This is a genomic window from Brevundimonas sp. G8 (assembly GCF_902506205.1).
In the GTDB taxonomy this organism is placed as follows: Bacteria; Pseudomonadota; Alphaproteobacteria; order Caulobacterales; family Caulobacteraceae; genus Brevundimonas.
Window position 1 is genome coordinate 708,575 of record NZ_LR732816.1, and the last position, 24,343, is coordinate 732,917.

Sequence of the window (24,343 nt, forward strand, 5' to 3'; positions counted from 1 at the left end):
ATTGCGGCGCGACGCGGCAAGAGACAAGCCCGAACCGCCGCGTTAGAGAAAGCTTCATGTCCCAGGCTGTCGCCCTCCCCAAAAGCCCAAGCCCTGGAGCCGACGCTGCTTCGGCCCTGACGGCCGCCCGCCGCGTCGTGGTCAAGATCGGTTCGTCCCTGCTGATCGACGCCGCAACGCGTCGGCCGACGCGCGACTGGCTGGCCGCCGTCGCCTCGGATCTGGCCGCGCTGAAAGCCGAAGGCCGCGAGGTCATCGTCGTCTCGTCCGGCTCCATCGCCCTGGGCCGGGGCCGACTGCCAGGCCTGGGGGCGCGGCTGGAGGACAAGCAGGCGGCGGCCTCGGTCGGACAGTCGCTGCTGATGGCCGCCTGGTCCGAGGCCCTGGCCCCGCATGGCCTGATCGCCGGCCAGGTGCTGCTGACGCGCGACGACACAGAACGCCGCCGCCGCTGGCTGAACGCCCGCGCGACCATCCAGGCCCTGCTGACCCACGGCGTCATCCCCATCGTCAACGAGAACGACACGGTCGCCACCGAGGAAATCCGTTACGGCGACAACGACCGGCTGGCGGCCCGCACGGCCCAGCTGGCGCGGGCCGATCTGCTGGTCCTGCTGTCGGACGTGGACGGCCTCTACACCGCCGATCCGCGCGGCGACCCAAACGCCGCCCACCTGCCGCTGATCGAGACCCTCAGCCCCGACATCCTGGCCATGGGCGGGGGCGCCAACGCCGATGCAGGCGTGGGCACGGGCGGCATGGCGACCAAGCTGGCGGCGGCCCAGATCGCGCGCTCGGCCGGCTGCGCCACCATCATCGCCTCGGGCCAGACCCTGTCGCCCCTGTCGGCTGTGCGCAACGGCGCGCGCGCCACCCTGATCGCCGCGCCCGACGGGCCGATGGCCGCCTACAAGCAATGGATCGCCGGCAGCCTGTCGCCCGCCGGCACCCTGACGCTGGACGCCGGCGCGGTCACGGCGCTGAAGGCGGGCAAGAGCCTGCTGCCCGCAGGGGTCACAGGCGTGTCCGGCGGTTTCGAGAAGGGCGACTGCGTGCGCCTGACCGACCCGGACGGCCGTTCGGTGGGGGTAGGCCTGGCCGCCTACGCCGCCGACGAGGCCGCCCGCATTCGCGGCCGACGCTCGGACGAGATCGAGACCCTGCTGGGCTATCGCGGGGCCTCGGTGCTGATCCACCGCGACGACATGGTGCTGGACGACCGATGACCGATCTGAAGACCCGAATGCTGGACCCCCAAATGCTGGAGATAGGCCGGCGCGCCCGCGCCGCAGCATCAGCCCTGCGCGAAGCCCCCGCCGCCGCCCGCACCCACGCGCTGGAAATCCTGTCCGCAAAACTGAAGGCGGCCGAACCCGCCCTGCTGGCCGCCAACGCCCGCGACGTGGACGCCGCCCGCGAGGGCGGCATGACCGAGCCCCTGCTCGACCGGCTGTCGCTGACGCCCGCCCGCGTCGCCGGCATGGCCCAGGCCGTCGCGACCATCGCCGCCGTGCCCGACCCCCTGGGCGTCGAGACCGAACGCTGGACCCCCGCCAACGGTCTGGACATCGCCCGCGTCCGTACCCCCATCGGCGTGCTGGGCGTGATCTACGAGAGCCGCCCCAACGTCACCGCCGACGCCGCCGCCCTGTGTATCCGCTCGGGCAATGCGGCCATCCTGCGCTGCGGCTCGGACTGCCTGCAATCGTCGCTGGCCATCGCCGCCCTGATCGCCGAAGCCCTGGCCGAGGCCGGCCTGCCCGCCGATGCGATCCAGCTGGTCGACACCCCCGACCGCGAGGCCGTGGGCCTGATGCTGACCGGCCTGGACGGCGCCATCGACGTGATCATCCCGCGCGGCGGCAAGAGCCTGGTCGCCCGTGTTCAGGCCGAGGCCCGCACGGCGGTGCTCAGTCATCTGGAAGGCCTGAACCACACCTATCTGCACCACGCCGCCGATGTGGACACCGCCCGCGCCATCGTCCTGAACGCCAAGATGCGCCGCGTTTCAGTCTGCGGCGCGACCGAGACCCTGCTGGTGGACCGCGAGGGCGCTCAACGCCTGCTGCCCCCCGTCGCCGCCGACCTGATCGCCGCCGGCTGCGAACTGCGCGGCGACGCCGAGGCTTGCGTCCTGGTCCCCGCCATGATCCCGGCGACCGAGGCCGACTGGGTCACCGAATATCTGGCGCCCATCCTGTCGGTGCGGATCGTGGACGATCTGAACGCCGCGACCGACCACATCGCCCGCTACGGCTCGGGCCACACCGAGGCCATCGTCACCACCGACACCGCCGCCGCCGAACGGTTCGCGGCGCGGGTGGACAGCGCCATCGTCCTGATCAACGCCTCGACCCAGTTCGCCGACGGCGGCGAGTTCGGCTTCGGCGGCGAAATCGGCATCTCCACCAACCGCCTGCACGCCCGCGGCCCGGTCGGCGCCGAGCAGCTGACCACCTACAAATATGTGGTGCGCGGCCAAGGCCAGATCAGGCCCTGACCTTCTCCCTCCCCGTCGTGGGAGGGTGGCTGAGCCGCAGGCGAAGCCGGGTGGGGACGGCAGGCGACACATCCCTGAACGAAAAGAGGCGGCTCGTTTCCGAGCCGCCCCCACCCGGTCGCTGGCGCGACCACCCTCCCCTGCAGGAGGAGGGAGATTAGTGCGTCACCTCAGCCGCGTTGCGGCAGAGCATAAGCGATGACGTAATCGCCCTCCGGCGTCTCCATGAAGTGATGACCGGCGGCGACGATCACCAGATACTGGCGGCCGTTCTGCTCATAGATCATCGGGTTGGCCTGGCCGCCCGCAGGCAGGACGTCGGACCAGACGGTCTTGCCCGTCTCGATGTCGATGGCGCGGATCAGGTCGTCGGTCGCCGAGGCGATGAAGATCAGACCGCCCGCCGTGACCACCGACCCGCCATTGTTCGGCGTACCGATCTCGAGCGGCAGCATCGAGGGGATGCCGAACGGGCCGTTCTTGCGGGCCGTGCCGAACGGACGGTCCCACAGGGTCTTGCCGCTCTGCACGTCGATGGCGCGGATCCCGCCATAGGGCGGCTCCTTGCACAGCAGGCCGGTGAAAGGCATCCGCCAGCCCGCATTGACGTCGATGGCGTAGGGCACGCCCATCTGCGGATCGCCGGCGCCCTCGGCCTTGGAGCCCTCGCCGGTCTTTTCTTCCTGATAGCGAGGGTCGTCGCGCGGGAACCAGCCCAGCTTGTCGGCCTCGGCGCGGGGCACCAGACGGTTGTAGTTGGGCATGTCGTTATAGTTGGCGATGATCACGCCGCGACGCGGATCCAGCGCCACGCTGCCCCAGTCCGAACCGCCGTTGTAGCCCGGATATTCGATGAAACGACGGTCGGCGGTCGGGGCCGTGAACTGGCCCTGATACGACGCCTTCTTGAACTGGATGCGGCAGACCATCTGGTCGATGGGCGACATGCCCCACATGTCCGCCTCGCGCAGGTCGGGCTTGGCCAGCGAGTTGAACAGCGAATAGGGCTGGGTCGCCGCGCGCTGGGCCGGTTCGACGCCGCCGCGCGGGGCCGGACGATCCTGAACCCCGTGCAGAGGCTGGCCCGTGCGGCGATCCAGCACGAAGATCTCGCCGCGCTTGGACGGCAGGATCACGGCCGGAACCACGCCCCCTGCGGTCGGCATGTCGACCAGGGTCACCTGCGAGCCCAGGTCATAGTCCCATACGTCGCGACGCACGGTCTGGTAATGCCAGCGCGGCTTGCCTGTCGTGACGTCCAGCGCGACCAGCGAACTGGAATACTGGTCTTCCTGAGGCCGGCGCAGCGACGAATAATAGTCGGCGGCCGAGTTGCCCATCGGCAGATAGACCAGGCCCAGGGCCTCGTCCGCCGTCGCCGTGGTCCACATGTTCGGCGTGCCGGGGGTATAGGTCTGGCCCGCCGGCGGCGTCGTTGTGGTTTCGGGACGCATCATGTCCCAGGCGAAGCGCAGCTGGCCGGTGATGACGTCATAGCCCTGGATCACGCCCGAGGCGTTCCAGCGTTTCTGACCGTCCAGCACCTGGTGACCCGTCACGATGACGCCGCGCACGATCACGGGCGGCGAGGTGATCGAGACCATGCCGGGATAGGGGTTCCCCATCCCTTCCTTGATGCTGACGGCGCCGTTCGTGCCGAAGGCCGGGCAAGGCACGCCGGTCTTGGCGTCCAGCGAAATGATGCGGCCGTCCAGCGTGCCTTCGATGATGCGGGTCGCGCAGGGCTGGGCCTGATCGACGTTTGGCACGGCGTAATAGGTCACCCCACGGCAGGCGGCCGTATAAGGGATCTGCTCGTCCGGCACCTGCGGATCATAGGTCCACTTCTGCTTGCCGGTGTTGGCGTCCAGGGCGAACATCCGGTTGCGGGCTGAACACAGATAGACGGTGTCGGCGATCTTCAGCGGCGTGGTCTCGGCGCCGAACCGCTCGCCGGGCAGGTCGCCCGTTCGGAAGGTCCAGGCCCGCTCCAGCTGGCCGACATTGTCCTTGTTGATCTGGTTCAGCGGGGAATAGCGCTGGGCGGCGTCCGAACCGCCATAGGCGGGCCAGTCCATGCCGGCCTTGATCAGGGCGGGATCGCCGAACGGTCCGCGCGCGCCCGGCACGGGGCTGTCGACACGGGCCTGGTTCACCTGGCCCACGACCAGGCCGAACACCAGCGTCAGGACCGCCAGGCCCAGGGCGCCGAAGCCCGCCGTCTTGCCCCCGCCCCGCGCCCGCAGCACCGGCAGGGTCGCCAGCACCAGGAACATCAGCACCAGAGGCCCGACCAGGCGCGGCACCATGGCCCAGCCGTTCAGGCCCTTTTCCCACAGCGCCCAGATCACGGTGGCGACGAAGACCGCCCCATAGACCCACGCCCCGCGCACGTCGCGATAGACAAGCAAAAGGCCTGCTGCGATCAGCGCCAGGCCCGCGATCAGATAGTACCAGGAGCCGCCCAGGGTCGCGAGCTGAACGCCCCCGACGGTCAGGACCAGACCGATCACGGCCAGCAAGAGACCGAGAAGCAGCGTCAGCCACCCTCCCAGTCCGGTCGGGGTTGTCCATCGCGGCATGATCGCACTCTCTGGCTGCAGATTGAGCCTCGGCAACGCTTGGACGCCGCGTGGGTTCCTAATTGTCGCACCCCGGAACAAAAGGCCGTTGCGCCGCACACGCCTCCACAGAGCAACTTTTGACGACGAAACATCCGCAATTGGATGATTTTTTCTTTTTCAACGGCTGAGAACCGCTCACGGCAATAATATTTGCCTTGAACCGAGCGTTTGCGGCATATGCGCGGTATGCATAAGACCCTGAAGCAAGGCGGGACTTTCGTCGTCGAACCACGCCGCCTCTCGAAGGCCTCAGCCGAACTGCGCGCGCGCGGTTTCGGCGAGATCACGATTCCGCCGTCCACCGAGACGGCCGAGAAACAGGCGTCGCGCTGCACCGACTGCGGCGTGCCGTTCTGCCAGAACGCCTGCCCGCTTCAGAACAACATCCCCGACTGGCTGCGCCTGTCGGCTGAGAACGAGCCGCGCGAGGCCTGGCGCGTCGCGGCCCTGACCTCGACCATGCCCGAAATCTGCGGCCGCATCTGCCCGCAGGACCGACTGTGCGAAGGCTCGTGCACCTTGAACCAGTCCGGCTGGGACGCCGTGACCATCGGCTCGGTCGAGGCCTGGTTGGGCGATCAGGCCTTCGCCAACGGCTGGGTCGAACCGATCCGCCCGGCGGCCGAACGCGGCGAAAGCGTGGGCGTCGTCGGCGCCGGCCCCGCCGGTCTGGCCGCCGCCGACCGTCTGCGCACCGAGGGTTATCAGGTCACAGTCTATGACCGCCACGACCGCGCCGGCGGCCTGCTGATCTACGGCATTCCCGGCTTCAAGCTGGAGAAGCACGTGGTCCAGCGCCGCGTGGACCGTCTGGTCGACGGCGGCGTCCAGTTCGTGCTGGGCTGCGAGGTCGGCAAGGACGTGACCCTGACCGAACTGCGCGAGCGCCACGACGTGGTCCTGCTGGCCATGGGCGTCTATCAGCCCCGCATCCTGTCGGCGCCCGGTCGTGGCGCGGACTCGACCGTCGAGGCCCTGTCCTATCTGACGCATCAGAACCGCCGCGACCTGGGCGACGCCGAGGAAGCCGGCTGGCACGAGGCGCGCGGCAAGCGGGTGGTCGTGATCGGCGGCGGCGACACCGCCATGGACTGTGTCCGCACCGCCGTGCGGCAGGGCGCGGCCTCGGTCACCTGCCTGTATCGTCGCGACCGCGAGAACATGCCCGGCTCGGCCCGCGAGGTCGTCAACGCCGAGGAGGAAGGCGTCATCTTCGAATGGCTGGGCGCGCCCAAGGCCCTGCTGTCCCAGGGCGACACCGTCACCGGCGTCCGCGCCGCGCGTATGCAACTGACCGAGGCCTCCCCGGGCCAGCGTCGCGACATCGTGCCCGTCCCCGGCGCCGACTTCGACATTCCGGCCGACATCGTCATCGAGGCCCTGGGCTTTTCACCCGAGCCGTTCGCGGCGCATGAGCCCGATCTGCGCCTGCGCGACGACGGCACCATCAAGGTCGGCTCCATCAGCTTCGCCACCAGCCTGCCCGGCGTCTTCGCCGCCGGCGACGCGGTGCGCGGCGCCTCCCTGGTCGTCTGGGCCGTCCGCGAAGGCCAGGACGCCGCCGCCGAGATCGACCGCTACTTCAAGACCCGCACCGAGGAGGTCGCGGCATGACCTGGCTGACCAAGTACAATGAGACCCGCGACCGGCTGGAAGCCGGCAACGCCTATGATCGCGCCTCCGAGCGCGACGCCTGCGGCGTGGGCCTGGTCTGCTCCATCGACGGCACGCCGCGCCGCGATGTGGTCGAATATGCGATCCGCAGCCTGAAGGCCGTAGCCCACCGGGGCGCGGTCGATCCCGACGGCCTGTCGGGCGACGGCGCCGGCATCATGGCCGAACTGCCCCAGGGTTTCTTCGCCGAACAGGTGGCCTCGATCGGCCAAAGCTTGCGTCCCGGCCCGATCTGCGTCGGCCAGGTCTTCCTGCCGCGCACCGACCTGGGCGCCCAGGACCGCGCCCGCGCCATCGTCGAGACCGAGGCCCTGCGCGCCGGTTTCTGGATCTATGGCTGGCGCCAGACGCCGATCGACCTGTCGGTCGTGGGGACCAAGGCCGGCGCGACCCGGCCCGAGATCGAACAGATCATGCTGGCTCCGCCGCTGGACGACGCAGGCGAACCCTTGGACGGCGAGGCGCTGGAGCGCGAGCTGTATCTGTGCCGTCGCCGCATCGAGAAGACGGTCAAGACCGAGAATCTGGCCGCCGTCTATATCTGCACCCTGTCCGCACGCTCCATCGCCTACAAGGGCATGGTCCGCGCCGAACTGCTGGGCGACCTGTATCCCGACCTGGAGGACCCGCGTTTCGTCTCGGCCTACGCCGTCTTCCACCAGCGCTATTCGACCAACACCTTCCCCGAGTGGAAGCTGGCCCAGCCCTTCCGGATGATGGCCCACAACGGCGAGATCAACACGCTGAAGGGCAACCTCAACTGGATGAAGTCGCACGAAATCCGCATGGCCGCCCAGGCCTTCGGCGACCGCGACCGCGAGGTGAAGCCGGTGGTCCAGCCGGGCGGGTCGGACTCGGCGGCGCTGGACAATGTCATGGAGGTGCTGGTCCACGCCGGTCGCCCCGCGCCGATGGCCAAGGCTCTGCTGATCCCCGAGGCCTGGGCCAAGGACGACGTGGTCATGCCGCCCGAGCACCGGGCCTTCTACGCCTATTGCAATGCGGTCATGGAGCCGTGGGACGGCCCGGCCGCCATCTGCGCCGCCGACGGCCGCTGGATCGTGGCGGGCAAGGACCGCAACGGCCTGCGTCCCCTGCGCGCCGTAGAGACCGTCGATGGTTTGCTGATGGCCGGGTCCGAAGCCGGCCTGGTTCCGATCCCAGAAAGCCGGGTGAAGCGTCGCCTGCACATCGGCCCCGGCAAGCTGATCGCCGTCGATATGAAGCACGGCCGTCTGTACGACGAGCACGAAGCCATCGACGCCCTGTCCGCCGCCCACCCCTATACCGAGTGGCTGGACAATATGGTCGATCTGGAGCCGATCATCGGCCCCGGACCCGAACCGCGCTCGGCCTCGGGCGAAGCTTTGACCCGCCGTCAGATCGCCGCCGGCTACAGCCGCGAGGACCTGGACCTGCTGCTGGACGCCCTGGTGCGCGACGGCAAGGAGGCGGTCGGCTCGATGGGCGACGACGCCCCGCCGGCGGTGCTGTCGGCCCTGCCGCGCCCGCTGAGCCACTATTTCCGCCAGAACTTCAGCCAGGTCACCAACCCGCCCATCGACCCGTTGCGCGAAGCAGGCGCCATGAGCCTGAAGACCCGGTTCAAGAACCTGGGCAACATCCTGGCCGAGGAAGAGGCCCAGACCGACGTCTTCGTTCTGGACAGCCCGGTCCTGACCAACGGCATGTACGAGCGGATGGTCGAGACGGTCGGGGCCGGTTCGACCGTGGTCATCGACTGCAGCTATGACGTTCCGTCGGACGAGGCCCGTTCCGGCGCCGGCCTGCGCGCGGCCCTGGACCGCATCATGGACGAGGCCGAGGCCGCCGCCCGCGACGGCGCCGCCCTGATCGTGCTGACGGATCAGGCAGGGGCCGTGGATCGTTTGGCCGCCCCGATGATCCTGGCCACTGCCGGGGTTCATGGCCGCCTGACCAAGGCGGGCCTGCGCACCTATTGCTCCATCGTCGTGCGCACGGCCGAGACGCTGGACCCTCACGGGTTCGCCGTCCTGGTCGGTGTGGGCGCCACCACCGTCAACGCCTGGCTGGCCCAGGACCTCTTCCAGGAGCGTCTGGACCGGGGCCTGTATCCCGGCCTGACGCTGCGAGACGCCTGTCTGAACTACAAGGCGGGCATCGAGGCGGGCCTGCTGAAGACCCTGGCCCGCAAGGGGATCAGCGTCATCTCCGCCTATCGCGGCGGCTGCGAGTTCGAGGTGCTGGGCCTGTCGCGTGCCCTGACGGCCGAGTTCTTCCCCGGCGCGCCCTCGCGCATTTCCGGCATCGGTTTAGCCGGTCTGGAGCAGGCGGCGATGAAGCGGCACAAGGTGGCCTGGGGCGAGGCCCTGCCCTCGCCCGCCATCGGCGGCTTCTTCAAGATCCGTTCGGGCGGCGAGGCCCACGCCCACGAGGCCAAGACGATCCACCTGCTGCAGGACGCCTGCAACCGGGGCGACTATCGCCGCTTCAAGCAGTTCTCCGAGGTCGTCCGCGCCCAGGCCGACCTCAGCCTGCGCGACCTGCTGGACTTCCGCAAAGGCGTCGCCATTCCGGTGGAGCAGGTCGAGAGCGTGTCGGACATCCGCCGCCGCTTCCTGACCCAGGCCATGTCGCTGGGGGCGCTTGGCCCCGAAGCGCACGAGACCCTGAACATCGCCATGAACCGCATCGGGGCCCGTTCGGTCTCGGGCGAGGGCGGCGAGGATCCCGAACGCTATCACCCGCGTCCGAACGGCGATGACGCCAACTCGGCGGTCAAGCAAGTCGCCTCGGGCCGGTTCGGCGTCACCGCCGAATATCTGAACCAGTGCCGCGAGATCGAGATCAAGGTGGCCCAGGGCGCCAAGCCCGGCGAGGGCGGCCAGTTGCCAGGCTTCAAGGTCACCGAGTTCATCGCCCGGATGCGCCACGCCGTGCCCGGCACGACCCTGATCTCGCCGCCGCCGCACCACGACATCTATTCGATCGAGGACCTGGCCCAGCTGATCTATGATCTGAAGGCCATCAACCCCGATGCGCGGGTGACGGTGAAACTGGTGTCGGCCTCGGGCATCGGCGCAATCGCCTCGGGCGTGGCCAAGGCCAATGCCGACGCCATCCTGATCGCCGGCCACAACGGCGGCACCGGCGCCTCGCCCCAGACCTCGATCAAACACGCCGGCCTGCCGTGGGAGATCGGTTTAGCCGAGGCCCACCAGGTGCTGACGCTGAACAATCTGCGCGGCTCGGTCACCCTGCGCACCGACGGCGGGGTCCGCACCGGCCGCGACGTGGTCATCGCCGCCATGCTGGGGGCCGAGGAATACGGCGTCGGCACCGCCGCCCTGATCGCCATGGGCTGTCTGATGGTGCGCCAGTGCCACTCGAACACCTGCCCCGTCGGCGTCTGCTCCCAGGACGACCGGCTGCGCGAAAAGTTCACCGGCACCCCCGACAAGGTCGTCAACCTGTTCACTTTCATCGCCGAGGAGACGCGCGAAATCCTGGCCTCCATCGGCGCCCGCACCATGGACGAGATCATCGGCCGCACCGACCTGCTGCGTCAGGTCCGTCGCGGCGGCTCGCACCTGGACGACCTCGACCTGAACCCCCTGCTGGTTCAGGTGGACGAGGGCGCGGCCGGCAAATGGGCCGACAAGACGACCCGCAAGCCCATCGCCGACAGCCTGGACGCCCGCGTGCTGCAGGACGCCGTCCGCTTCCTGGATCGCGGCCAGACGCTGGAACTGTCCTATCCGCTGAACAACACCCAGCGCACGGTCGGGGCCGCCGTCTCGTCCGCCATCGTGCGGCGCTTCGGCCCTCAGGGTCCGGCCGGTCGTCTGAAGCTGCGTCTGGAAGGCATCGCCGGCCAGAGCTTCGGCGCCTTCGCCGCCAAGGGTCTGGAACTGCACCTGACGGGCGAGGCCAACGACTATGTCGGCAAGGGCCTGTCGGGCGCCGAGATCTCGGTTCGCACGCCCGAATGGCGCGAGGATCAGCTGATCTGCGGCAACACCACCCTGTATGGCGCGACCTCCGGCAGGCTGTTCGTGGCCGGCGCGGCGGGCGAGCGGTTCGCGGTGCGCAACTCGGGCGCCGAGGCCGTGGTCGAGGGCCTGGGCGCGCACGGCTGCGAATATATGACCGGCGGTCGGGTGGTCGTGCTGGGCTCGGTCGGCTGGAACCTGGCGGCGGGCATGAGCGGCGGCGAGCTGTTCGTGCTGGACCAGCCGGGCTTTGCAGAACGGGCTCTGAACGGCGACCTGGCGGGCGTGTCCGACATCGACGCGGCCGCGGCCGAACGGCTGCGCGGCCTGGTCGAGGCGCATCTGGCGGCGACCGCATCCCCGCTGGCCCGACGCCTGCTGGGCGACTGGGACAACAGCCTGAACCGCTTCGTCCGCATCGTGCCCCTGACTGACATCGTCGCCCGCACGGAACGCCTGAAAACATCCGCCTGATCGCCACCGTCCACTCTAGAAAGACGCCATGACCCGACACGCCGCCCTCGCCGCCACACTTGTCGCGGGGGCGGCGTCGCTGGCGTCTCCCGTTCTCGCCGCGCCCGCCCTGCTGGCGCACCAGGCGCCGCTGGTCATCGACAATGCGGCGACGGCCTGGATCCTGACCTCGACGGCGCTGGTGCTGCTGATGACCCTGCCGGGGCTGGCGCTGTTCTACGGCGGCATGGTGCGCAAGAAGAACATCATCAGCGTCATCGCCCAGTCGGCGGCCGCCTTCGCCATCGTCTCGGTGCTGTGGTTCCTGGTCGGCTACAGCCTGGCGTTCGGCAAGGGACCGGACGCGATCAACGGCTTCATCGGCGGGGTCCAGGCGGCCTTCCTGAACGGGGTGACGTCCCAGACGGCCCACAGCCTGCTGCCGGGCCTGCCCGAACTGCTGTTCGTCAGCTTCCAGATGACCTTCGCCATCATCACCCCGGCCCTGATCGCCGGCGCCTTCGCCGAGCGGATGAAGTTCTCGGCCAGCCTGCTGTTCTTCGCCCTATGGCACCTGATCGTCTATGCGCCGATCTGTCACCAGGTCTGGGGCGGCGGATATCTGGGCGGGCTGGGCGTGCTCGACTTCGCGGGCGGGGCGGTGGTCCACGTCAATGCGGGCGTCGCCGGCCTGGTCTGCGCCCTGGTGCTGGGGCCGCGTCACGGCTTCGGGCGCGACAACATGGCCCCCGCCAACCTTGTCTACAGCGCCATCGGCACCGGCCTGCTGCTGGTCGGGTGGCTGGGCTTCAACGCCGGGTCGGCTGGGGCTGCCGACGCCCTGGCCGCCACGGCCGCCTTCAACACCATCCTGGCCGCCGGGGCCGCGGCCCTCGGCTGGATGACCATCGAATGGTTCGACCGCAAGCGCCCTACCCTGCTGGGCCTGTTGTCCGGCATCGTCGGTGGTCTGGTCGCCATTACACCCGCCGCCGGCTTCGTCGATCCCAAGGGCGCCTTCTTCATCGGCCTGATCGCCGGCCCGGCCTGCTATGCGGGCGCGGTCTGGCTGAAGCATGCGCTGAAATACGACGACAGCCTGGACGCCTTCGGCGTGCATGGCGTCGGCGGCATCGTCGGCGCCCTGCTGACCGGCGTCTTCGCCACCACGACCGTCAACGCCCTGTCCGATGGCGCCACGGTGTGGAAACAGGCCATCGGCCTGGGCGGCGTCATCGTTTGGAGCGCGGCCGGCACCTTCGTCGTCCTGATGATCTGCAAGTTCACCACGGGCCTGCGCGTGACCAAGGACGAAGAGGTCGAGGGGCTGGACTATACCCAGCACGGCGAGGCCATCCACTAACCGGCCCACAGGGCGCCGGACGCGGGCGGTTGATCCCGCCCCCGTCCGCCCCCATCTTCATCTGTGACGGAAGGTCTTGCCGATTGCGGGAGACCGGCCGCTCGGTCGCTTTACGCAAGGACCTCAGATGACGACGACGCGCACCATCCTGTTCGACAGCCCCTTCCTGCTGGGCTTCGACCACACCCGCGCCCTGATCGACCGCGCCGCCAAGGCCGCAGCCGAAAGCTATCCGCCCTACAATGTCGAACAGATCGGCGAGGCGGGCGTGCGCATCAGCCTGGCCGTCGCCGGGTTTGCGCCCGACGAACTGGCCATCACCCTGGACGGCCGCCAACTGACCATCGCCGGCAAGCGCGAAGACGCGGGCAAGGGAGAACAGGCCTTCCTGCACCGAGGCATCGCCGCACGCGGCTTCGTGCGCAACTTCGTCCTGGCCGACGGCTTGGAGGTCGAGGGCGCCCGGCTGGAGCACGGCCTGCTGCACGTCGACCTTGTCCGGCCCGAGGCCGAGCGCCAGGTGCGGCGCATTCCGATCACGGCCCGCTGAAAAGCGCGGCTGTCAGAACCGCCCGTCGATATGGGCGTTGTAAAACTCAAAGGAGGCGGTCCTAATGACGCCGATGACGATGACCAAGGAAGATTTTGCAGGACTGGGCGCCCCTGACCTCGTCTATGTGCGGGAGATCAAGGCCTCCGACCTGCTTGAGGAAGCGGTCGAGATCAAGGACGTGGACCTGAACCCCGGCCAGTCCCTCTATGCCGTCCACAGCGCCGACGGTGAACGTCTGGCGGTCATGATCGACCGCGACACCGCCTTCGCCGCCGCCGTGGCGCACGAGCTGGAGCCGGTTTCGGTTCACTGATTGCAATGACGGGCGGCGCGGAACACGCCGCCTGTTTCAGGCTGCCGTGGCGGCCGTATCCTTGACGAACAGCGCCCGGATCGCATCGGTCGTGCGCGCCTGCCGCAGTTGTTCGCGCAGTTCGGGCGAACGCATGGCGCGCGACACCGCCGCCAGCGCCCGCAGATGCTCCGCACCCGCCTTGGACGGGGCGTACAGCCCAAAGATCAGATCCACCGGACGATCGTCCACGGCGTCATAGGCCACAGGCGTATCCAGCCGCACGAAGACGGCCGTCACCTGGCTCACTTCGTCCAGACGGGCATGCGGCACGGCCACGCCAGATCCCAGCCCGGTCGATCCCAGCGCCTCGCGCTCCATCAGGGCGTCGAAAATCCGTGATTCGTCGATGCCCAGGGCGTGAGACGTCGCCTCGGCCAACGCATGCAACGCCTGTCGCTTGGACGACGCGCCACCGCGCAGCACCACGCCCTTGGGCGCGAGCAGATCACCGATGTCCATCAGACAACCTCGATACACGCAGACGACAACGGCGCGGGCGCCCGTTTAGAGGCTCCCGCGCCGAAGTCAAACTTGGCTGTTCAGTTCACTGAGCCGTTGGTCTTGCCATTGCCTTGGGCCTTGCCGTTGGTCGCGCTGGCGATTTCGGGATCGATCCAGCCCACATTGCCGTCCGGGCGACGATAGACGACCGCCAGGCCGCCATGCGCCGCGTTACGGAACAGCACGACGGGATAGCCCGTCATATCCAGCTCCAACACCGCGCGTCCGACCGTGATGGTGCGGATTTCGTGCTCGGTCTCGGCGATGACCATGCCCACCGGCGGCGGGCCGTCGTTCTCGCCAGTGTCGCCGAAGACATCGTCCTCCACGCTGTCGGGATCACGCAGCACGATGCTGCGTGCGACTTCGCGGGCGGCGTTCTCGGTCTTCTCGGGCGACAGACCCTTGGGTCCGATGTGGTGATCCTTGAGCCGGCGCTTGTAGCGACGGACCCTCTTTTCGAGCCGATCCAGCGCCTCGGTGAAGGCGGAATGAGCGTCGCCGCCCATGCCGGTCGTCACCAGAGTCTGGCCCGACGCGAGGCGGACCCAACAGTCCACCTTGAAGTTGTGGCCGTCCTTGGACACCACGACTTCGGCGTCTTCACCGCCTCGGGCGAAGTATTTTCCGACCCCGTCTTCGAGTTCCTGGGAGATGCGCGAGCCTAACGCTCCGCCAACATCCACTTGCTTGCCGCTCACTTGGACTTGCATGCAGACAGAACGCTCCCGACCGGATTTGGTGTCAATCGGGATCACCGTTTTGTGGTCACGCTTGTCAGGCGGTCTTCATCATCCTGCGGCGCTCGACAGACGAGGGAATCCTCAAGGCTTCCCGGTACTTGGCCACGGTCCGGCGAGCGATGTCGATGCCCGTTTCCTTCAGGATTTCCACAATCTTGTCGTCGGACAAAACGTCGCCCTCCAGACCCTCGCCGTCGATCATCGACTTGATCCGGTGACGGACGGCCTCGGCCGAATGGGTCGATGCGCCGTCCACCGACTGGATGGCGGCGGTGAAGAAGAATTTCAGCTCGAACACGCCGCGCGGGGTGGCGATATATTTGTTCGAGGTGACGCGGCTGACCGTCGATTCGTGCATGCCGATGGCGTCGGCGACGGTCTTCAGATTGAGCGGCCGCAGGAACTCGACGCCGAAGGCCAGGAAGGCGTCCTGCTGGCGCACGATTTCGGACGACACCTTCAGTATGGTCTTGGCTCGCTGGTCCAGCGACTTGACCAGCCAGTTGGCCTGGGCGGCGCAGTCGGCGACGAAGGTCTTTTCCGTATCGGACCGCGCGCCCGCCTGCACCAGCCCGTGATAGCGCTTGTCCACCAGCAGCCGCGGCAGGGTGTCGGCGTTCAGCTCGACCCGCCAGCCGCCGGCCGGGTCGGGCCGCACATGGACATCCGGCACCACCGTCTGGGCCGGTTCGCCGCCAAAGCCCGCGCCAGGGCGCGGCGTCAGCGCCTTCAGCTCGGCGATCATGTCGGTCAGGTCCTCGCCGTCGACGTCGCAGACCTTCTTCAGCCCCGCCAGGTCGCGCCTGGCCAACAGGTCCAGATTGTCCAGCAAGGCCGCCATCGCCGGATCGAACCGATTGCGCTCGATCAGCTGCAGCTTCAGGCATTCCGGCACGGACCGCGCCATGATCCCGGTCGGCTCGAATCCATGACAGACGGCCAGAACCGCCTCGATCCGCTCCAGCGGCACGCCCAGCCGGTCGGCGAACTCGGCCAGCTCGCCGCGCAAATAACCGCCCTCGTCCGTCGCATCGATCAGGGTCAGGGCGATTCCGTGATCGGAAGGCGAAAACCCGGCCGAGGAGGCCTGGGCCTGAAGATGTTCCCACAATGTCAGTTCGTGCGTGTCGGGCCGTTCGCCGTCGCCCTCGAACATCTGGCCGCCCTTGCCGGCGCTGGACCAGTCCGACAGACCCGGCTGGGCCTCGTCGATCATCCGGTCGCTGGTGCGCTCGCCCGGCGCGGCGTCGCCATAGACGTCGTCCGAGCCGGCATCCATGCCGGACACGGACTCATGCCCGACCCCGTCGCCGAACGACATCTCGCCGTCCGCCGTCGCCTCGATGCGCTCGACCGGCTCGGGCGTGTCGCCCTCCTGCTCCTCGCGTTGCAGCAGCGGATTGCGTTCCAGCTCGGCCTCGACGAAATCGTCCAGCTCAAGATTCGACAGTTGCAGCAGCTTGATCGCCTGCTGCAGCTGGGGCGTGATGACCAGCCCCTGCCCCTGCCTGACCTCTAACCTTTGCCCGATCACGTTCGAAATCTTCCCGCCCGGCCGCCGAGTGGCCCGGAACTTGCTGGGGCAGAATGTCGCCTAACCGGTTAACGTGAGACGAACGTCACATCGTCTCCTCCTTGTCGCGCAGCGATGGGGAGGTGGCGCGGCGCTCTTCGCGCCATGACGGAGGGGTTCTTCACCGCATCGCAAGCGCCTGTAGGGCTTCCAGAGCCCCTCCACCGCTTCGCAGGGAGGAGACGTCGCGATCAAACGTAGTTTTCGCCCAGATACACCCGGCGCACTTCGGCGTCGTGGACCGCCTCGTCCGACGTCCCTTCGAACAGCACGGCGCCGTTCGAGATGATCGAGACGCGGTCGGTGATGTCCAGGGTCTCGCGCACATTATGGTCGGTGATCAGCACGCCGATGCCTTGGCTGGCCAGGTAGCGGATCACGGTGCGGATGTCGGCGATGGCCAGGGGATCGATGCCGGCGAAGGGTTCGTCCAGCAGCATGAAGGACGGCCGGCCCGCCAGCGCGCGTGCAATCTCGACCCGCCGACGCTCGCCGCCCGACAGGGCCGTGGCCCCAGCATGGCGCAGGTGGTCGATATGCAGTTCGTTCAGCAGCCGATCGGTCTCGGCGCGGATCTGGTCGCGGGGATAGTTCAGCTCGACCACCGCCTTGACGTTCTGCTCGACCGTCATGCCGCGGAAGATCGAGGCTTCCTGCGCCAGATAGCCCAGGCCCATGCGGCTGCGCTGGTACATCGGCTGGCCGGTGATGTCCTCACCGTCCAGCCAGATCGTGCCCGAGTCCGGCGGGATCAGGCCGGTGATCATGTAGAAACAGGTGGTCTTGCCCGCGCCGTTGGGACCCAGCAGGCCCGCGACCTCGCCCCGCTGCACCGTCAGGGACACGTCACGCACCACCTGACGCGGCCCGAACGACCGGGCGAGGTTCAGCACCCGCAGACCCTTTTCCGCAGGCGAAACGACGGGCGCCAGTTGGGGCCGGTCGTCCAGGTTCAGGGCTGACAGTTCCTTGCGCGCCAAATGCTCAGGTCCAGACGGCCGACGGCCTCAGTTTGCGTTGGGGTAGAAGACGCCCTGCACGCGGCTTCCGGCGGCGCCGCGCGGCGCACCATCCATGCGGGCGGCTTCGGTGTTGATATTATAGACCAGGCGCGAGCCGGTCAGGACGTTCTTGCCCTGGGTCAGGACGACATTCCCCGTCACCACGATCTCGCCATTGCCCAGATTATAGACGGCGCGGTCGCCGCGCATCGACTGGTCCGGGGTCACGAAATAGACGGTCCCGGCCGCTTCCGCCCGTTGCAGGTCGCCGCCCTCGCCGCTGACCAGGGTCAGGGTGTCCGCGCGGAAACGGTTGCCGCCCTGCGTCGCCTCGGCCCGGCCTCTCAGGATGATGCGGTTGGGGCCATATTCGACCGAGTCCGCGCCATAGGCCACGGGCTGGTTGCCCGTTTGCGATTGCGCGTCGCCGACGGCCGGCAGGGCCACGATCGTCACGACGGCGACCGCCGCCAAAGCCTTTGAAATCTTCGTCATGATCATCCGCCAGACCCCTTGGGCGTCAGCACGCCCATCACCTTGTTGTCGCCCGCGCCGTCGAAGACGACGCGCTGTCCCTGATCATAGATCGCATAGGACGATGCGTTGATGGTTCCAATAGGGCCGGAACCCTGAACGCCCTTTGAACCGGTGACGTTTCCGGTCGAGGTGTCGACCACCGCCTCGGGCGTGGTCAGGACGAAACCGGTGCCGCCGTCCGAAATCCGCACGTTCGGACCGATGGTCACCGTCTTGGCCTGCTCGTTGTATGTGCCGCCGTCGGCGGTCAGCTCGGTCACCTTGCGTCCGCCCAGGTTCAGCTTCAGCGCCGGGCCGATCAGGCGGAAATGGCCGGTCGCCGGATCGCGCACCGCCCCTTGGGCGCCGACGGTGAAGGCGCGGCCCTGGGCGTCCTGGCCGTGGAACAGGGGTGCGTCCAGGCGAACTTCCTGGCTCTGGCTGGCCTTGCGCTCCACACCCGACATCACGGTGCGGAAGACGGTCCAGGTCAGGGCGCCGCCCGCCAGCACCAGGATGACGATCGGCAGCACCCGACGCAGCAGCTTGACCCGCCGCGAGCGCGCACGCCAGCGGGCGCCGGCCAGGGCGACCCTGGCCTCGTCGGCCTCGATGCGGGACTGTTCGCCGGGTTCGGTCAAGCGCGCCTCAGCTATGGGCGAAGATGTCGATCTCGTCCCAGCCGGCGAGATCGAGCGCCGAACGGGTCGGCAGGAAGTCGAAACATTTGGCCGCCAGCTCGGCGCGCCCCTCGCGCGCCAGCATCAGGTCCAGCTTGGCCTTGGCCGCATGCAGATAAAGGACGTCCGAAGCGGCGTAATCTAGCTGCGCCTGGGTCAGTGTTTCCGCGCCCCAGTCCGACGACTGCTGGGCCTTGGACAGATCCACGCCCACCGTCTCGCGCACCACGTCCTTCAGCCCGTGCCGGTCGGTATAGGTCCGCGCCAGCTTGGAGGCGATCTTGGTGCAATAGACAGGCCGCGTCTCGACACCGAGGTGCAACAGGAACATGCCGATGTCGAACCGGCCGAAGTGGAAGATCTTGGTCACCGCCGGATCGGTCAGCACCCGCTTCAGGTTCGGACAATCATAGTCCGGTCGTCTCATCCGCACGACATGGGCGTTCCCGTCGCCGGACGACAGCTGCACCACGCACAGCGGATCGCGGCGGAAGCGCAGGCCCATGGTCTCGGAATCGATGGCGACTTCGGGCCCCAGGTCCAGGTCGTCGGGCAGGTCGCCCTCGTGCAGGTAAACGGTCATGCTCTGGCTCTTACACGGCGAACGCGGCGGGCGAAACGGGCAAGCTTGGGCGCTGAAACAACAACGGCGTCGTGTCCAAGGACACGACGCCGTCTGAAAGATGGTGCCCAGAAGAGGACTCGAACCTCCACGGCCGTTAAGCCACTGGCACCTGAAGCCAGCGCGTCTACCAATTCCGCCATCTGGGCCCCGTCGGCAGCGCCTTGCGGCGTTTCCATCGGGAAGGCGCGGACCTCTAAGGGAGGCTCCGGGCGGGGTCAACAAGGATTTTTCTCGCCATGTCGTTTTATTCCGCAAGCGGCGCTTCAAGCCTTGCCGCATAGCCTTTCGGACCCGCGTTCAACGGAGACTTAACGTCCGCTAAGCCTCTTTTCTAACCCCGTCTTGAGGTTGGGCCGCCTAGAAGCGCCCCATGGCGGACCCGTCCCTCAGCCCCCAAACGCCCGAACGCCGCGCCAAGCCGCGCGCGCCATTCCGCCAGCGCCGCCGCGCCCACGAGCGCGTGCGTATGCTCGGTCAGCCGGTCGATCTGGTGAAGCCGGAAGAGGTTCTGCACCATGTGCAGCAGGCGGTGCTTCAGGGCGAGAAGAGCCTGATCGCCAATCACAATCTGCACAGCCTGTATCTGATCCAGAAACGCCCCGAGCTGGCGGCCTTCTATGATCGGGCCGACCTGGTCGAGGTCGATTCCACCCCCCTGCTGTGGTTCTCGCGCGCGCTGGGCCTGCACAGCCGGGGCTTTCACCGCTGCACCTATCTGGACTGGCGCGACCATTTCTGGAGCGTGGCGAACCGCGAGGGCTGGCGCGTCATGTCCATCGGCGGCGCGCCCGGCGTCGGCGACGAGGCGGCCCGGCGGCTGAAGGCGCGCTATCCCGGCGCCGACATCGCCATCCACCACGGCTTCTTCGACGCCCGTCGCGACGGGCCCGAGAACGCGACGGTTCTCGCTCAGGTGACGGCCTTCCAGCCCCACATCCTCTTCGTCGGCATGGGGATGCCGCGCCAGGAGCTGTGGATCGCCGACAACTTCGACCGCCTGCCCGATTGCATCATCCTGTCGGTCGGCGCCGCCTTCGACTATGAGGCGGGCGTCCAGAGCGCGGCCCCGCGCTGGATGGGGCGGGTCGGAATCGAATGGGCCTATCGCCTGTTGCACGACCCCAAACGGCTGTTCGTCCGCTACTGCGTCGAGCCCTGGACTCTGCTGCCCTTGGCTTTGCGCGACATCCGCGACGCCCGACGCCGCCGGTCTCCCCCCGCCTGATCACTTTATTCCTACTGGTCAGATAGATATTTATCGCCATGATCGGACCCCGCCCGTCGTGTGCTATCGACACGGACGGAAACCGGAACAGGGGCGCGAATGCCACAGCAGAATGGACCGCATGTCGCCATCGTCGGCGCGGGTTTCAGCGGCCTGCTAACCGCCGTCAATCTGCTGAAGGCCTCTCCACATGTGCGGGTCACCCTGATCGAACGACGCGGCGTCTTTGGTCCCGGCACGGCCTATGACACCGGCAATCCCGGTCATCTGCTGAACGTCCGTCTGGACAATATGAGCGCCTTTCCCGACCAGCCGGGGCATCTGGCCGACTGGCTGGCGGAACAGCCGTCGTGGCGCGCCCAGGACGGCTTCATCACCCGCGGCGTCTATGGCGAATATCTGCGCTTCCTGCTGGACGAGGCGCTGGACGACGCCCCCGACCGGCTGACCCTGATCGGCGGCGAGGCCCGCTCCATCGATCGCCAGGACGACGGCTGGCATATCGCTGCCAGCGACGGCGAGATCACGGCCGATCAGGTGGTGCTGGCCCTGGGCAATCTAGAACCCGCCTCGCCCCCCGGCGTCGAGGCCGAGGTTCGGAACTCTCCCGCCTATGTCGAGAACCCCTGGCGGTTCGATCCCCACTCGGCCGGCGACGCGCGCAACGTCCTGCTGATCGGTTCGGGCCTGACGATGGTGGATGCGGCCCTGACGCTGCGCCGACCGGGACGCAGGCTGACCGCCCTGTCGCGTCACGGCCTCCTGCCCCGCGCCCACGCCACCGTCCCCCCGGGCACCTATGCCGGGACCTTTGCCGGCAGCCCCTCCCAGATCCTGAAACAGGTTCGCGCCGCGACGGCGCAGGCCGATTGGCGCGCCGTCTTCGATACGCTGCGCCATTCCGCTCGCGACATCTGGCGCGGTTGGTCGCAGGTCGAACGCAGCCGCTTCCTGCGGCACCTTCGCCCGCTGTGGGACGTCCATCGTCACCGCCTGTCGCCCGGCCCGGCGCGTGACATCCACTCCATGCTGGCCGGCGGCGAGCTGACCATCCTGGCGGGCAAGCTGACCGAGCTGAAGACCACCGACGTGATCGAGGTTTCCTGGCGTCCGCGCGGGAAGAAACGCGCCATCCGCGACCGCTTCGACCTGGTGGTGAACTGCACCGGCCCGCTGGGCGTGATCTCCAAGAGCACCGAGCCGATGATCCGCGACATCCTGGACAAGGGTTACGGCCGCCCCGACCCCCTGGGCCTGGGCCTTCAGGTCGACGACGACGGCCGGCTGATGGACGGGGCGGGCGGACCGGCCAAGGGACTGCACGCCATCGGCCCCCTGACGCGCGGCGCCTTTTGGGAAATGACCGCCGTGCCCGACCTGCGCGGCCAGGCCCGCGACCTGGCCCACCGTATTCTGTCGGATCGGTCCTAGACCCGAACAACCGACGCGTTTAGCTTCCACACCCAGGAAGTCGGGGAAGGGCTGACATGCGGCAAGGACGGCGCACCGGCATAATCGGCTTGGCCCTCATGGTCGCATTGGCGTTCGCCCTGGCCGGCTTCGCGCCCCAAACGGTCCCGGATTATCGCCTGGCCTCCGCCGACAAGGTGCGCATCGACGTCTTCGGCGAGGAAGCTCTGGGGGGCGAGTTCGTCGTCAACGCCGAGGGCAAGCTCGCCCTGCCCCTGATCGGCGAAATCCAGGCCGCCGGCCTGACGGTCGCCCAGCTTCAGGACGCCGTCGCCCAGGCCCTGCGCCAAGGCTATCTGAACCAGCCCCGCGTCACCGCCCATGTGATGGCATATCGCCCCATCTACATCCTGGGCGAGGTCAATCGGCCGGGCGAATACCCCTATGTCCCGGACCTGACGGCCCTGAACGCCGTGGCGACGGCCCAGGGCTTCACCTACCGCGCCAACACCCGCCGCATCTTCGTGCGCCGCGCAGGCTCGCAGACCGAAGAGCCCCAGCCGCTGACCGCCGACACGCGCGTCTCGCCCGGCGACACCCTGCGGATCGGCGAGCGGTATTTCTGACGTTCAGTCCGTCCGCCCCTCACCCCAATCGTCGTCATCCTAGGCCTTGTGCCTAGGATCCAGAATCCCGGTGGTGGACGGAGGGTGCGCAGCCTTCGACATCGAGCGCATGGATCCTAGGCACAAGGCCTAGGATGACGGGCTTGAAATGGAGATGTCTTTCAAGAAGCGCCGCGAGAGCGCGACGCCCTCAGATCGGCATCGCCATGATTTCCTTGTAGGCGGAAATCACCTGGTCGCGCACCGAGATCACCGTCTCCAACGACGCCTCGGCCGAACTCAGCGCCGTGACCACATCGATCAGATTGCCTTGGCCCTGAACCGACTTCGTCATCTGGGTTTCGGCCGCGCGCGACTGCTGGGTCATGTCGGTCATGGCGTTCTTGACCAGGTCGGCGAAGCCGCCGTCGCCTGCGCCCGGCGCTTGCGCTGCTGTAGGCATGGCGCCGCCCTGGACGGCGGCATAGGCCTTGGCGGCCATCATCGGGTTCATGGCCTAGTCCTCAGCGTTTGATGATGTCGAGCGTGCGGCTGTCCATCGACCGCGCCGTCTCGATGACGTTCAGATTGGCTTCGTAGGCGCGCTGCGCCTCGCGCATGTCCATCGCCTCGACCAGAGTGTCCACGTTCGGCCGCATCACATAGCCCTGGGCGTTCGCGGCCGGGTGCGACGGGTCGTAGTCCATCTTGAAGTCGCCCTGGTCGGGCCGGACCTCGGCCAGGGTGACGCCTGTCGCGCCATCGACCTCGCGCGCCTGGAAGACGGGGATCTGGCGGCGATAGGGCTCGCCGCCCGGCGTGCGGGCCGTCGACTGGGCGTTGGCGATGTTCTCGGCGATGACGCGCATGCGCGACTGCTGGGCCTTCAGGGCCGAGGCCGCCACGGCCATGGTGCTGTTCGAGGGCGCGATAGGATCAGGCATTTATCAGTCCTTCTCAGCCACGGGCTCAGCCGCCGGGCCGCTTGGCGGCCATGCGGATCATGGACATGGATTTCTGGTAGAAGCCGATGGCGGCGTCATAGGCCATGCGGCTCTCGGCCATCTTCAGCATCTGCTCCTCGACCACGACCGAGTTGCCGTCCAGCGTGGTCTCGGAATCGGGCGACTTGGTCGGATCGAACCGCACCGGCGACCCTGCCGGCGCGATATGGGCGGCGTTGGTGCGCACCATCTGCAGCCCCCCGCCCGACCGCATGGCGGCGGCGAAGTCGGTCGGCTGCTTCAGGTCGCGACCGACGAAGCCGGGCGTATCGGCGTTGGCGACGTTCTCGGCGATCACCCGCTGGCGCTCGTCCAGCCAGCCCAGCCGGCCCTTGATCTGCCCCAGCAGTGGTATGTCGGCGACGCCCATGGCGATCTCCCGTGCGACGCGGATGCGCGCGATCGGCAGAAAATGCCGCCTCCATGGTTAATAACCCCTTATCTCAACGCCTCGTTAACCGTGGTGGTTAACAGTTGTCCCCTAAGCGCCGACTGCGCGGGGCCTTGCAGCGTATGAATTTCCTCGATCTCGTCCGGGCGGTCTTCGGCCTGGCCTTCACCCTCGGCCTGATCGGGATCGTGGCTTGGGCCGCGCGTCGCTATGCGCCCCAGCTCATGGCCAAGCTCAGCGCCGAACGCGGCGCCCGCCGGCTTCAGGTGGTCGAGACCCTGGTCCTGGACCCCGCCCGCCGCCTGGTCCTGGTCCGCGTCGATGACGAGGAACGGCTGATCCTGCTGGGCGAAGGCCGCGAACTGATCGAGCCGCGCCAGCAGGGGTCCGACAAATGAGCGGCCGTAACACCCGTCCCCCTCCCCGCTCCGGGGAGGGTCGTCGCGCAGCGACGGGGTGGGGGCGGCTTGGCAAGGCCGCACTGCTGGATACAGGAAAGATCGGTGGGGCGTCGCCTTGCCCTCCCCACCCGACCTCGCTCCGCTCGGCCACCCTCCCCCGCAGGGGGAGGGA

22 protein-coding genes and 1 tRNA gene are annotated in these 24,343 nt (G+C 68.1%); 11 read left to right on the plus strand and 12 right to left on the minus strand.

Annotated elements, in window-relative coordinates:
• Nucleotides 1–56: 56 nt before the first annotated feature.
• A complete protein-coding gene (proB, locus tag CHRYSEO8AT_RS03480) occupies nt 57–1,226 on the plus strand; it encodes a glutamate 5-kinase (protein WP_159846309.1) in 1,170 nt (389 codons plus the stop codon).
• A complete protein-coding gene (locus CHRYSEO8AT_RS03485; RefSeq protein WP_159846312.1) occupies nt 1,223–2,500 on the plus strand; it encodes a glutamate-5-semialdehyde dehydrogenase in 1,278 nt (425 codons plus the stop codon). The genes proB and CHRYSEO8AT_RS03485 overlap by 4 nt, the downstream gene beginning before the upstream one ends.
• Nucleotides 2,501–2,670: 170 nt before the next feature.
• Here CHRYSEO8AT_RS03485 and CHRYSEO8AT_RS03490 read toward each other — a convergent pair whose 3' ends face one another.
• Complete coding sequence (locus tag CHRYSEO8AT_RS03490; RefSeq protein WP_159846315.1) at nt 2,671–5,082, minus strand: membrane-bound PQQ-dependent dehydrogenase, glucose/quinate/shikimate family; 2,412 nt, start codon at nt 5,080–5,082, stop codon at nt 2,671–2,673.
• 228 nt (nt 5,083–5,310) lie between these two features.
• Here CHRYSEO8AT_RS03490 and CHRYSEO8AT_RS03495 point away from each other — a divergent pair, with 228 nt between their 5' ends.
• The 5 genes from CHRYSEO8AT_RS03495 to CHRYSEO8AT_RS03515 all read left to right on the plus strand — a co-directional run bounded on the left by CHRYSEO8AT_RS03495 (nt 5,311) and on the right by CHRYSEO8AT_RS03515 (nt 13,454).
• Nucleotides 5,311–6,738 (plus strand): NAD(P)-dependent oxidoreductase, encoded by a 1,428-nt coding sequence (locus tag CHRYSEO8AT_RS03495; protein ID WP_159851597.1) that lies wholly within the window; start codon nt 5,311–5,313, stop codon nt 6,736–6,738.
• Nucleotides 6,735–11,246: a glutamate synthase large subunit gene (gene gltB / locus CHRYSEO8AT_RS03500; RefSeq protein ID WP_159846318.1), complete on the plus strand. Its 4,512-nt coding sequence runs from the start codon at nt 6,735–6,737 to the stop codon at nt 11,244–11,246. The genes CHRYSEO8AT_RS03495 and gltB overlap by 4 nt, the downstream gene beginning before the upstream one ends.
• Before the next feature lie 28 nt (nt 11,247–11,274).
• The gene (locus CHRYSEO8AT_RS03505; RefSeq protein WP_159846321.1) at nt 11,275–12,588 is read left to right on the plus strand and encodes an ammonium transporter; all 1,314 of its coding nucleotides are present in this window, start codon (nt 11,275–11,277) and stop codon (nt 12,586–12,588) included.
• Between the two features lie 127 nt (nt 12,589–12,715).
• Entirely contained in the window at nt 12,716–13,138 is a 423-nt protein-coding gene (locus tag CHRYSEO8AT_RS03510; protein WP_159846324.1) for an Hsp20 family protein, read from the plus strand.
• A gap of 64 nt (nt 13,139–13,202) precedes the next feature.
• Complete coding sequence (locus CHRYSEO8AT_RS03515; protein ID WP_159846327.1) at nt 13,203–13,454, plus strand: DUF1150 domain-containing protein; 252 nt, start codon at nt 13,203–13,205, stop codon at nt 13,452–13,454.
• A 36-nt stretch (nt 13,455–13,490) separates the two neighbouring features.
• On the opposite strand, the gene ptsN is transcribed toward CHRYSEO8AT_RS03515, so the two are convergent.
• The 8 genes from ptsN to CHRYSEO8AT_RS03555 form a co-directional block, all read right to left on the minus strand.
• Nucleotides 13,491–13,955, minus strand: a complete 465-nt coding sequence (gene ptsN, locus CHRYSEO8AT_RS03520; RefSeq protein ID WP_159846330.1) for a PTS IIA-like nitrogen regulatory protein PtsN — start codon at nt 13,953–13,955, stop codon at nt 13,491–13,493.
• A gap of 80 nt (nt 13,956–14,035) precedes the next feature.
• Nucleotides 14,036–14,710 (minus strand): ribosome hibernation-promoting factor, HPF/YfiA family, encoded by a 675-nt coding sequence (hpf, locus tag CHRYSEO8AT_RS03525; RefSeq protein ID WP_236547409.1) that lies wholly within the window; start codon nt 14,708–14,710, stop codon nt 14,036–14,038.
• Nucleotides 14,711–14,774: 64 nt separating this feature from the next.
• Nucleotides 14,775–16,274, minus strand: a complete 1,500-nt coding sequence (rpoN, locus tag CHRYSEO8AT_RS03530) for an RNA polymerase factor sigma-54 (RefSeq protein WP_159846333.1) — start codon at nt 16,272–16,274, stop codon at nt 14,775–14,777.
• A 230-nt stretch (nt 16,275–16,504) separates the two neighbouring features.
• On the minus strand, nt 16,505–17,293 hold the full coding sequence (lptB, locus tag CHRYSEO8AT_RS03535) for an LPS export ABC transporter ATP-binding protein (RefSeq protein ID WP_159846336.1): 789 nt from the start codon (nt 17,291–17,293) through the stop codon (nt 16,505–16,507).
• Between the two features lie 27 nt (nt 17,294–17,320).
• Nucleotides 17,321–17,809, minus strand: coding sequence for an LptA/OstA family protein (locus tag CHRYSEO8AT_RS03540; RefSeq protein WP_236547410.1), 489 nt, complete (start codon nt 17,807–17,809; stop codon nt 17,321–17,323).
• Nucleotides 17,810–17,811: 2 nt separating this feature from the next.
• A complete protein-coding gene (gene lptC, locus CHRYSEO8AT_RS03545) occupies nt 17,812–18,471 on the minus strand; it encodes an LPS export ABC transporter periplasmic protein LptC (protein WP_159846344.1) in 660 nt (219 codons plus the stop codon).
• Between the two features lie 7 nt (nt 18,472–18,478).
• Nucleotides 18,479–19,093, minus strand: coding sequence for a ribonuclease D (locus CHRYSEO8AT_RS03550; protein ID WP_159846347.1), 615 nt, complete (start codon nt 19,091–19,093; stop codon nt 18,479–18,481).
• 101 nt (nt 19,094–19,194) lie between these two features.
• Nucleotides 19,195–19,281 (minus strand) — tRNA-Leu (locus CHRYSEO8AT_RS03555).
• A 224-nt stretch (nt 19,282–19,505) separates the two neighbouring features.
• Between CHRYSEO8AT_RS03555 and CHRYSEO8AT_RS03560 the strand changes: the two genes are divergently transcribed.
• The 3 genes from CHRYSEO8AT_RS03560 (at nt 19,506) to CHRYSEO8AT_RS03570 (ending at nt 22,396) form a co-directional block, all read left to right on the plus strand.
• On the plus strand, nt 19,506–20,360 hold the full coding sequence (locus CHRYSEO8AT_RS03560) for a WecB/TagA/CpsF family glycosyltransferase (protein WP_159846350.1): 855 nt from the start codon (nt 19,506–19,508) through the stop codon (nt 20,358–20,360).
• 99 nt (nt 20,361–20,459) lie between these two features.
• The gene (locus CHRYSEO8AT_RS03565; RefSeq protein ID WP_159846353.1) at nt 20,460–21,791 is read left to right on the plus strand and encodes an FAD/NAD(P)-binding protein; all 1,332 of its coding nucleotides are present in this window, start codon (nt 20,460–20,462) and stop codon (nt 21,789–21,791) included.
• 56 nt (nt 21,792–21,847) lie between these two features.
• Complete coding sequence (locus CHRYSEO8AT_RS03570; RefSeq protein ID WP_159846356.1) at nt 21,848–22,396, plus strand: polysaccharide biosynthesis/export family protein; 549 nt, start codon at nt 21,848–21,850, stop codon at nt 22,394–22,396.
• 190 nt (nt 22,397–22,586) lie between these two features.
• Here the strand turns inward: CHRYSEO8AT_RS03570 and fliE are convergent, their stop codons facing one another.
• From fliE to flgB, 3 genes are read right to left on the minus strand one after another with little or no spacing between them, the layout of a single operon-like run.
• Entirely contained in the window at nt 22,587–22,889 is a 303-nt protein-coding gene (gene fliE, locus CHRYSEO8AT_RS03575; RefSeq protein WP_159846359.1) for a flagellar hook-basal body complex protein FliE, read from the minus strand.
• Between the two features lie 10 nt (nt 22,890–22,899).
• On the minus strand, nt 22,900–23,319 hold the full coding sequence (gene flgC / locus CHRYSEO8AT_RS03580; RefSeq protein WP_197458415.1) for a flagellar basal body rod protein FlgC: 420 nt from the start codon (nt 23,317–23,319) through the stop codon (nt 22,900–22,902).
• A 25-nt stretch (nt 23,320–23,344) separates the two neighbouring features.
• Complete coding sequence (gene flgB / locus CHRYSEO8AT_RS03585) at nt 23,345–23,749, minus strand: flagellar basal body rod protein FlgB (RefSeq protein WP_135194750.1); 405 nt, start codon at nt 23,747–23,749, stop codon at nt 23,345–23,347.
• Between the two features lie 143 nt (nt 23,750–23,892).
• Here flgB and CHRYSEO8AT_RS03590 point away from each other — a divergent pair, with 143 nt between their 5' ends.
• On the plus strand, nt 23,893–24,168 hold the full coding sequence (locus tag CHRYSEO8AT_RS03590) for a flagellar biosynthetic protein FliO (protein ID WP_159851598.1): 276 nt from the start codon (nt 23,893–23,895) through the stop codon (nt 24,166–24,168).
• The last annotated feature ends 175 nt before the right edge of the window (nt 24,169–24,343 follow it).

Excerpts from the sequence above, each read along its gene's own strand:
- CHRYSEO8AT_RS03505 (WP_159846321.1), top strand. The coding sequence starts at position 11,275 with ATGACCCGACACGCCGCCCTCGCCGCCACACTTGTCGCGGGGGCGGCG.
- CHRYSEO8AT_RS03590 (WP_159851598.1), top strand. The coding sequence starts at position 23,893 with ATGAATTTCCTCGATCTCGTCCGGGCGGTCTTCGGCCTGGCCTTCACC.
- proB (WP_159846309.1), top strand. The coding sequence starts at position 57 with ATGTCCCAGGCTGTCGCCCTCCCCAAAAGCCCAAGCCCTGGAGCCGAC.
- CHRYSEO8AT_RS03495 (WP_159851597.1), top strand. The coding sequence starts at position 5,311 with ATGCATAAGACCCTGAAGCAAGGCGGGACTTTCGTCGTCGAACCACGC.
- CHRYSEO8AT_RS03565 (WP_159846353.1), top strand. The coding sequence starts at position 20,460 with ATGCCACAGCAGAATGGACCGCATGTCGCCATCGTCGGCGCGGGTTTC.
- flgC (WP_197458415.1), bottom strand. The coding sequence starts at position 23,319 with ATGCCTGATCCTATCGCGCCCTCGAACAGCACCATGGCCGTGGCGGCC.
- CHRYSEO8AT_RS03570 (WP_159846356.1), top strand. The coding sequence starts at position 21,848 with ATGCGGCAAGGACGGCGCACCGGCATAATCGGCTTGGCCCTCATGGTC.
- CHRYSEO8AT_RS03560 (WP_159846350.1), top strand. The coding sequence starts at position 19,506 with ATGGCGGACCCGTCCCTCAGCCCCCAAACGCCCGAACGCCGCGCCAAG.
- flgB (WP_135194750.1), bottom strand. The coding sequence starts at position 23,749 with ATGGGCGTCGCCGACATACCACTGCTGGGGCAGATCAAGGGCCGGCTG.
- gltB (WP_159846318.1), top strand. The coding sequence starts at position 6,735 with ATGACCTGGCTGACCAAGTACAATGAGACCCGCGACCGGCTGGAAGCC.
- CHRYSEO8AT_RS03550 (WP_159846347.1), bottom strand. The coding sequence starts at position 19,093 with ATGACCGTTTACCTGCACGAGGGCGACCTGCCCGACGACCTGGACCTG.
- CHRYSEO8AT_RS03490 (WP_159846315.1), bottom strand. The coding sequence starts at position 5,082 with ATGCCGCGATGGACAACCCCGACCGGACTGGGAGGGTGGCTGACGCTG.
- ptsN (WP_159846330.1), bottom strand. The coding sequence starts at position 13,955 with ATGGACATCGGTGATCTGCTCGCGCCCAAGGGCGTGGTGCTGCGCGGT.
- CHRYSEO8AT_RS03540 (WP_236547410.1), bottom strand. The coding sequence starts at position 17,809 with ATGACGAAGATTTCAAAGGCTTTGGCGGCGGTCGCCGTCGTGACGATC.
- CHRYSEO8AT_RS03485 (WP_159846312.1), top strand. The coding sequence starts at position 1,223 with ATGACCGATCTGAAGACCCGAATGCTGGACCCCCAAATGCTGGAGATA.
- fliE (WP_159846359.1), bottom strand. The coding sequence starts at position 22,889 with ATGAACCCGATGATGGCCGCCAAGGCCTATGCCGCCGTCCAGGGCGGC.
- CHRYSEO8AT_RS03515 (WP_159846327.1), top strand. The coding sequence starts at position 13,203 with ATGACGCCGATGACGATGACCAAGGAAGATTTTGCAGGACTGGGCGCC.
- hpf (WP_236547409.1), bottom strand. The coding sequence starts at position 14,710 with ATGCAAGTCCAAGTGAGCGGCAAGCAAGTGGATGTTGGCGGAGCGTTA.
- CHRYSEO8AT_RS03510 (WP_159846324.1), top strand. The coding sequence starts at position 12,716 with ATGACGACGACGCGCACCATCCTGTTCGACAGCCCCTTCCTGCTGGGC.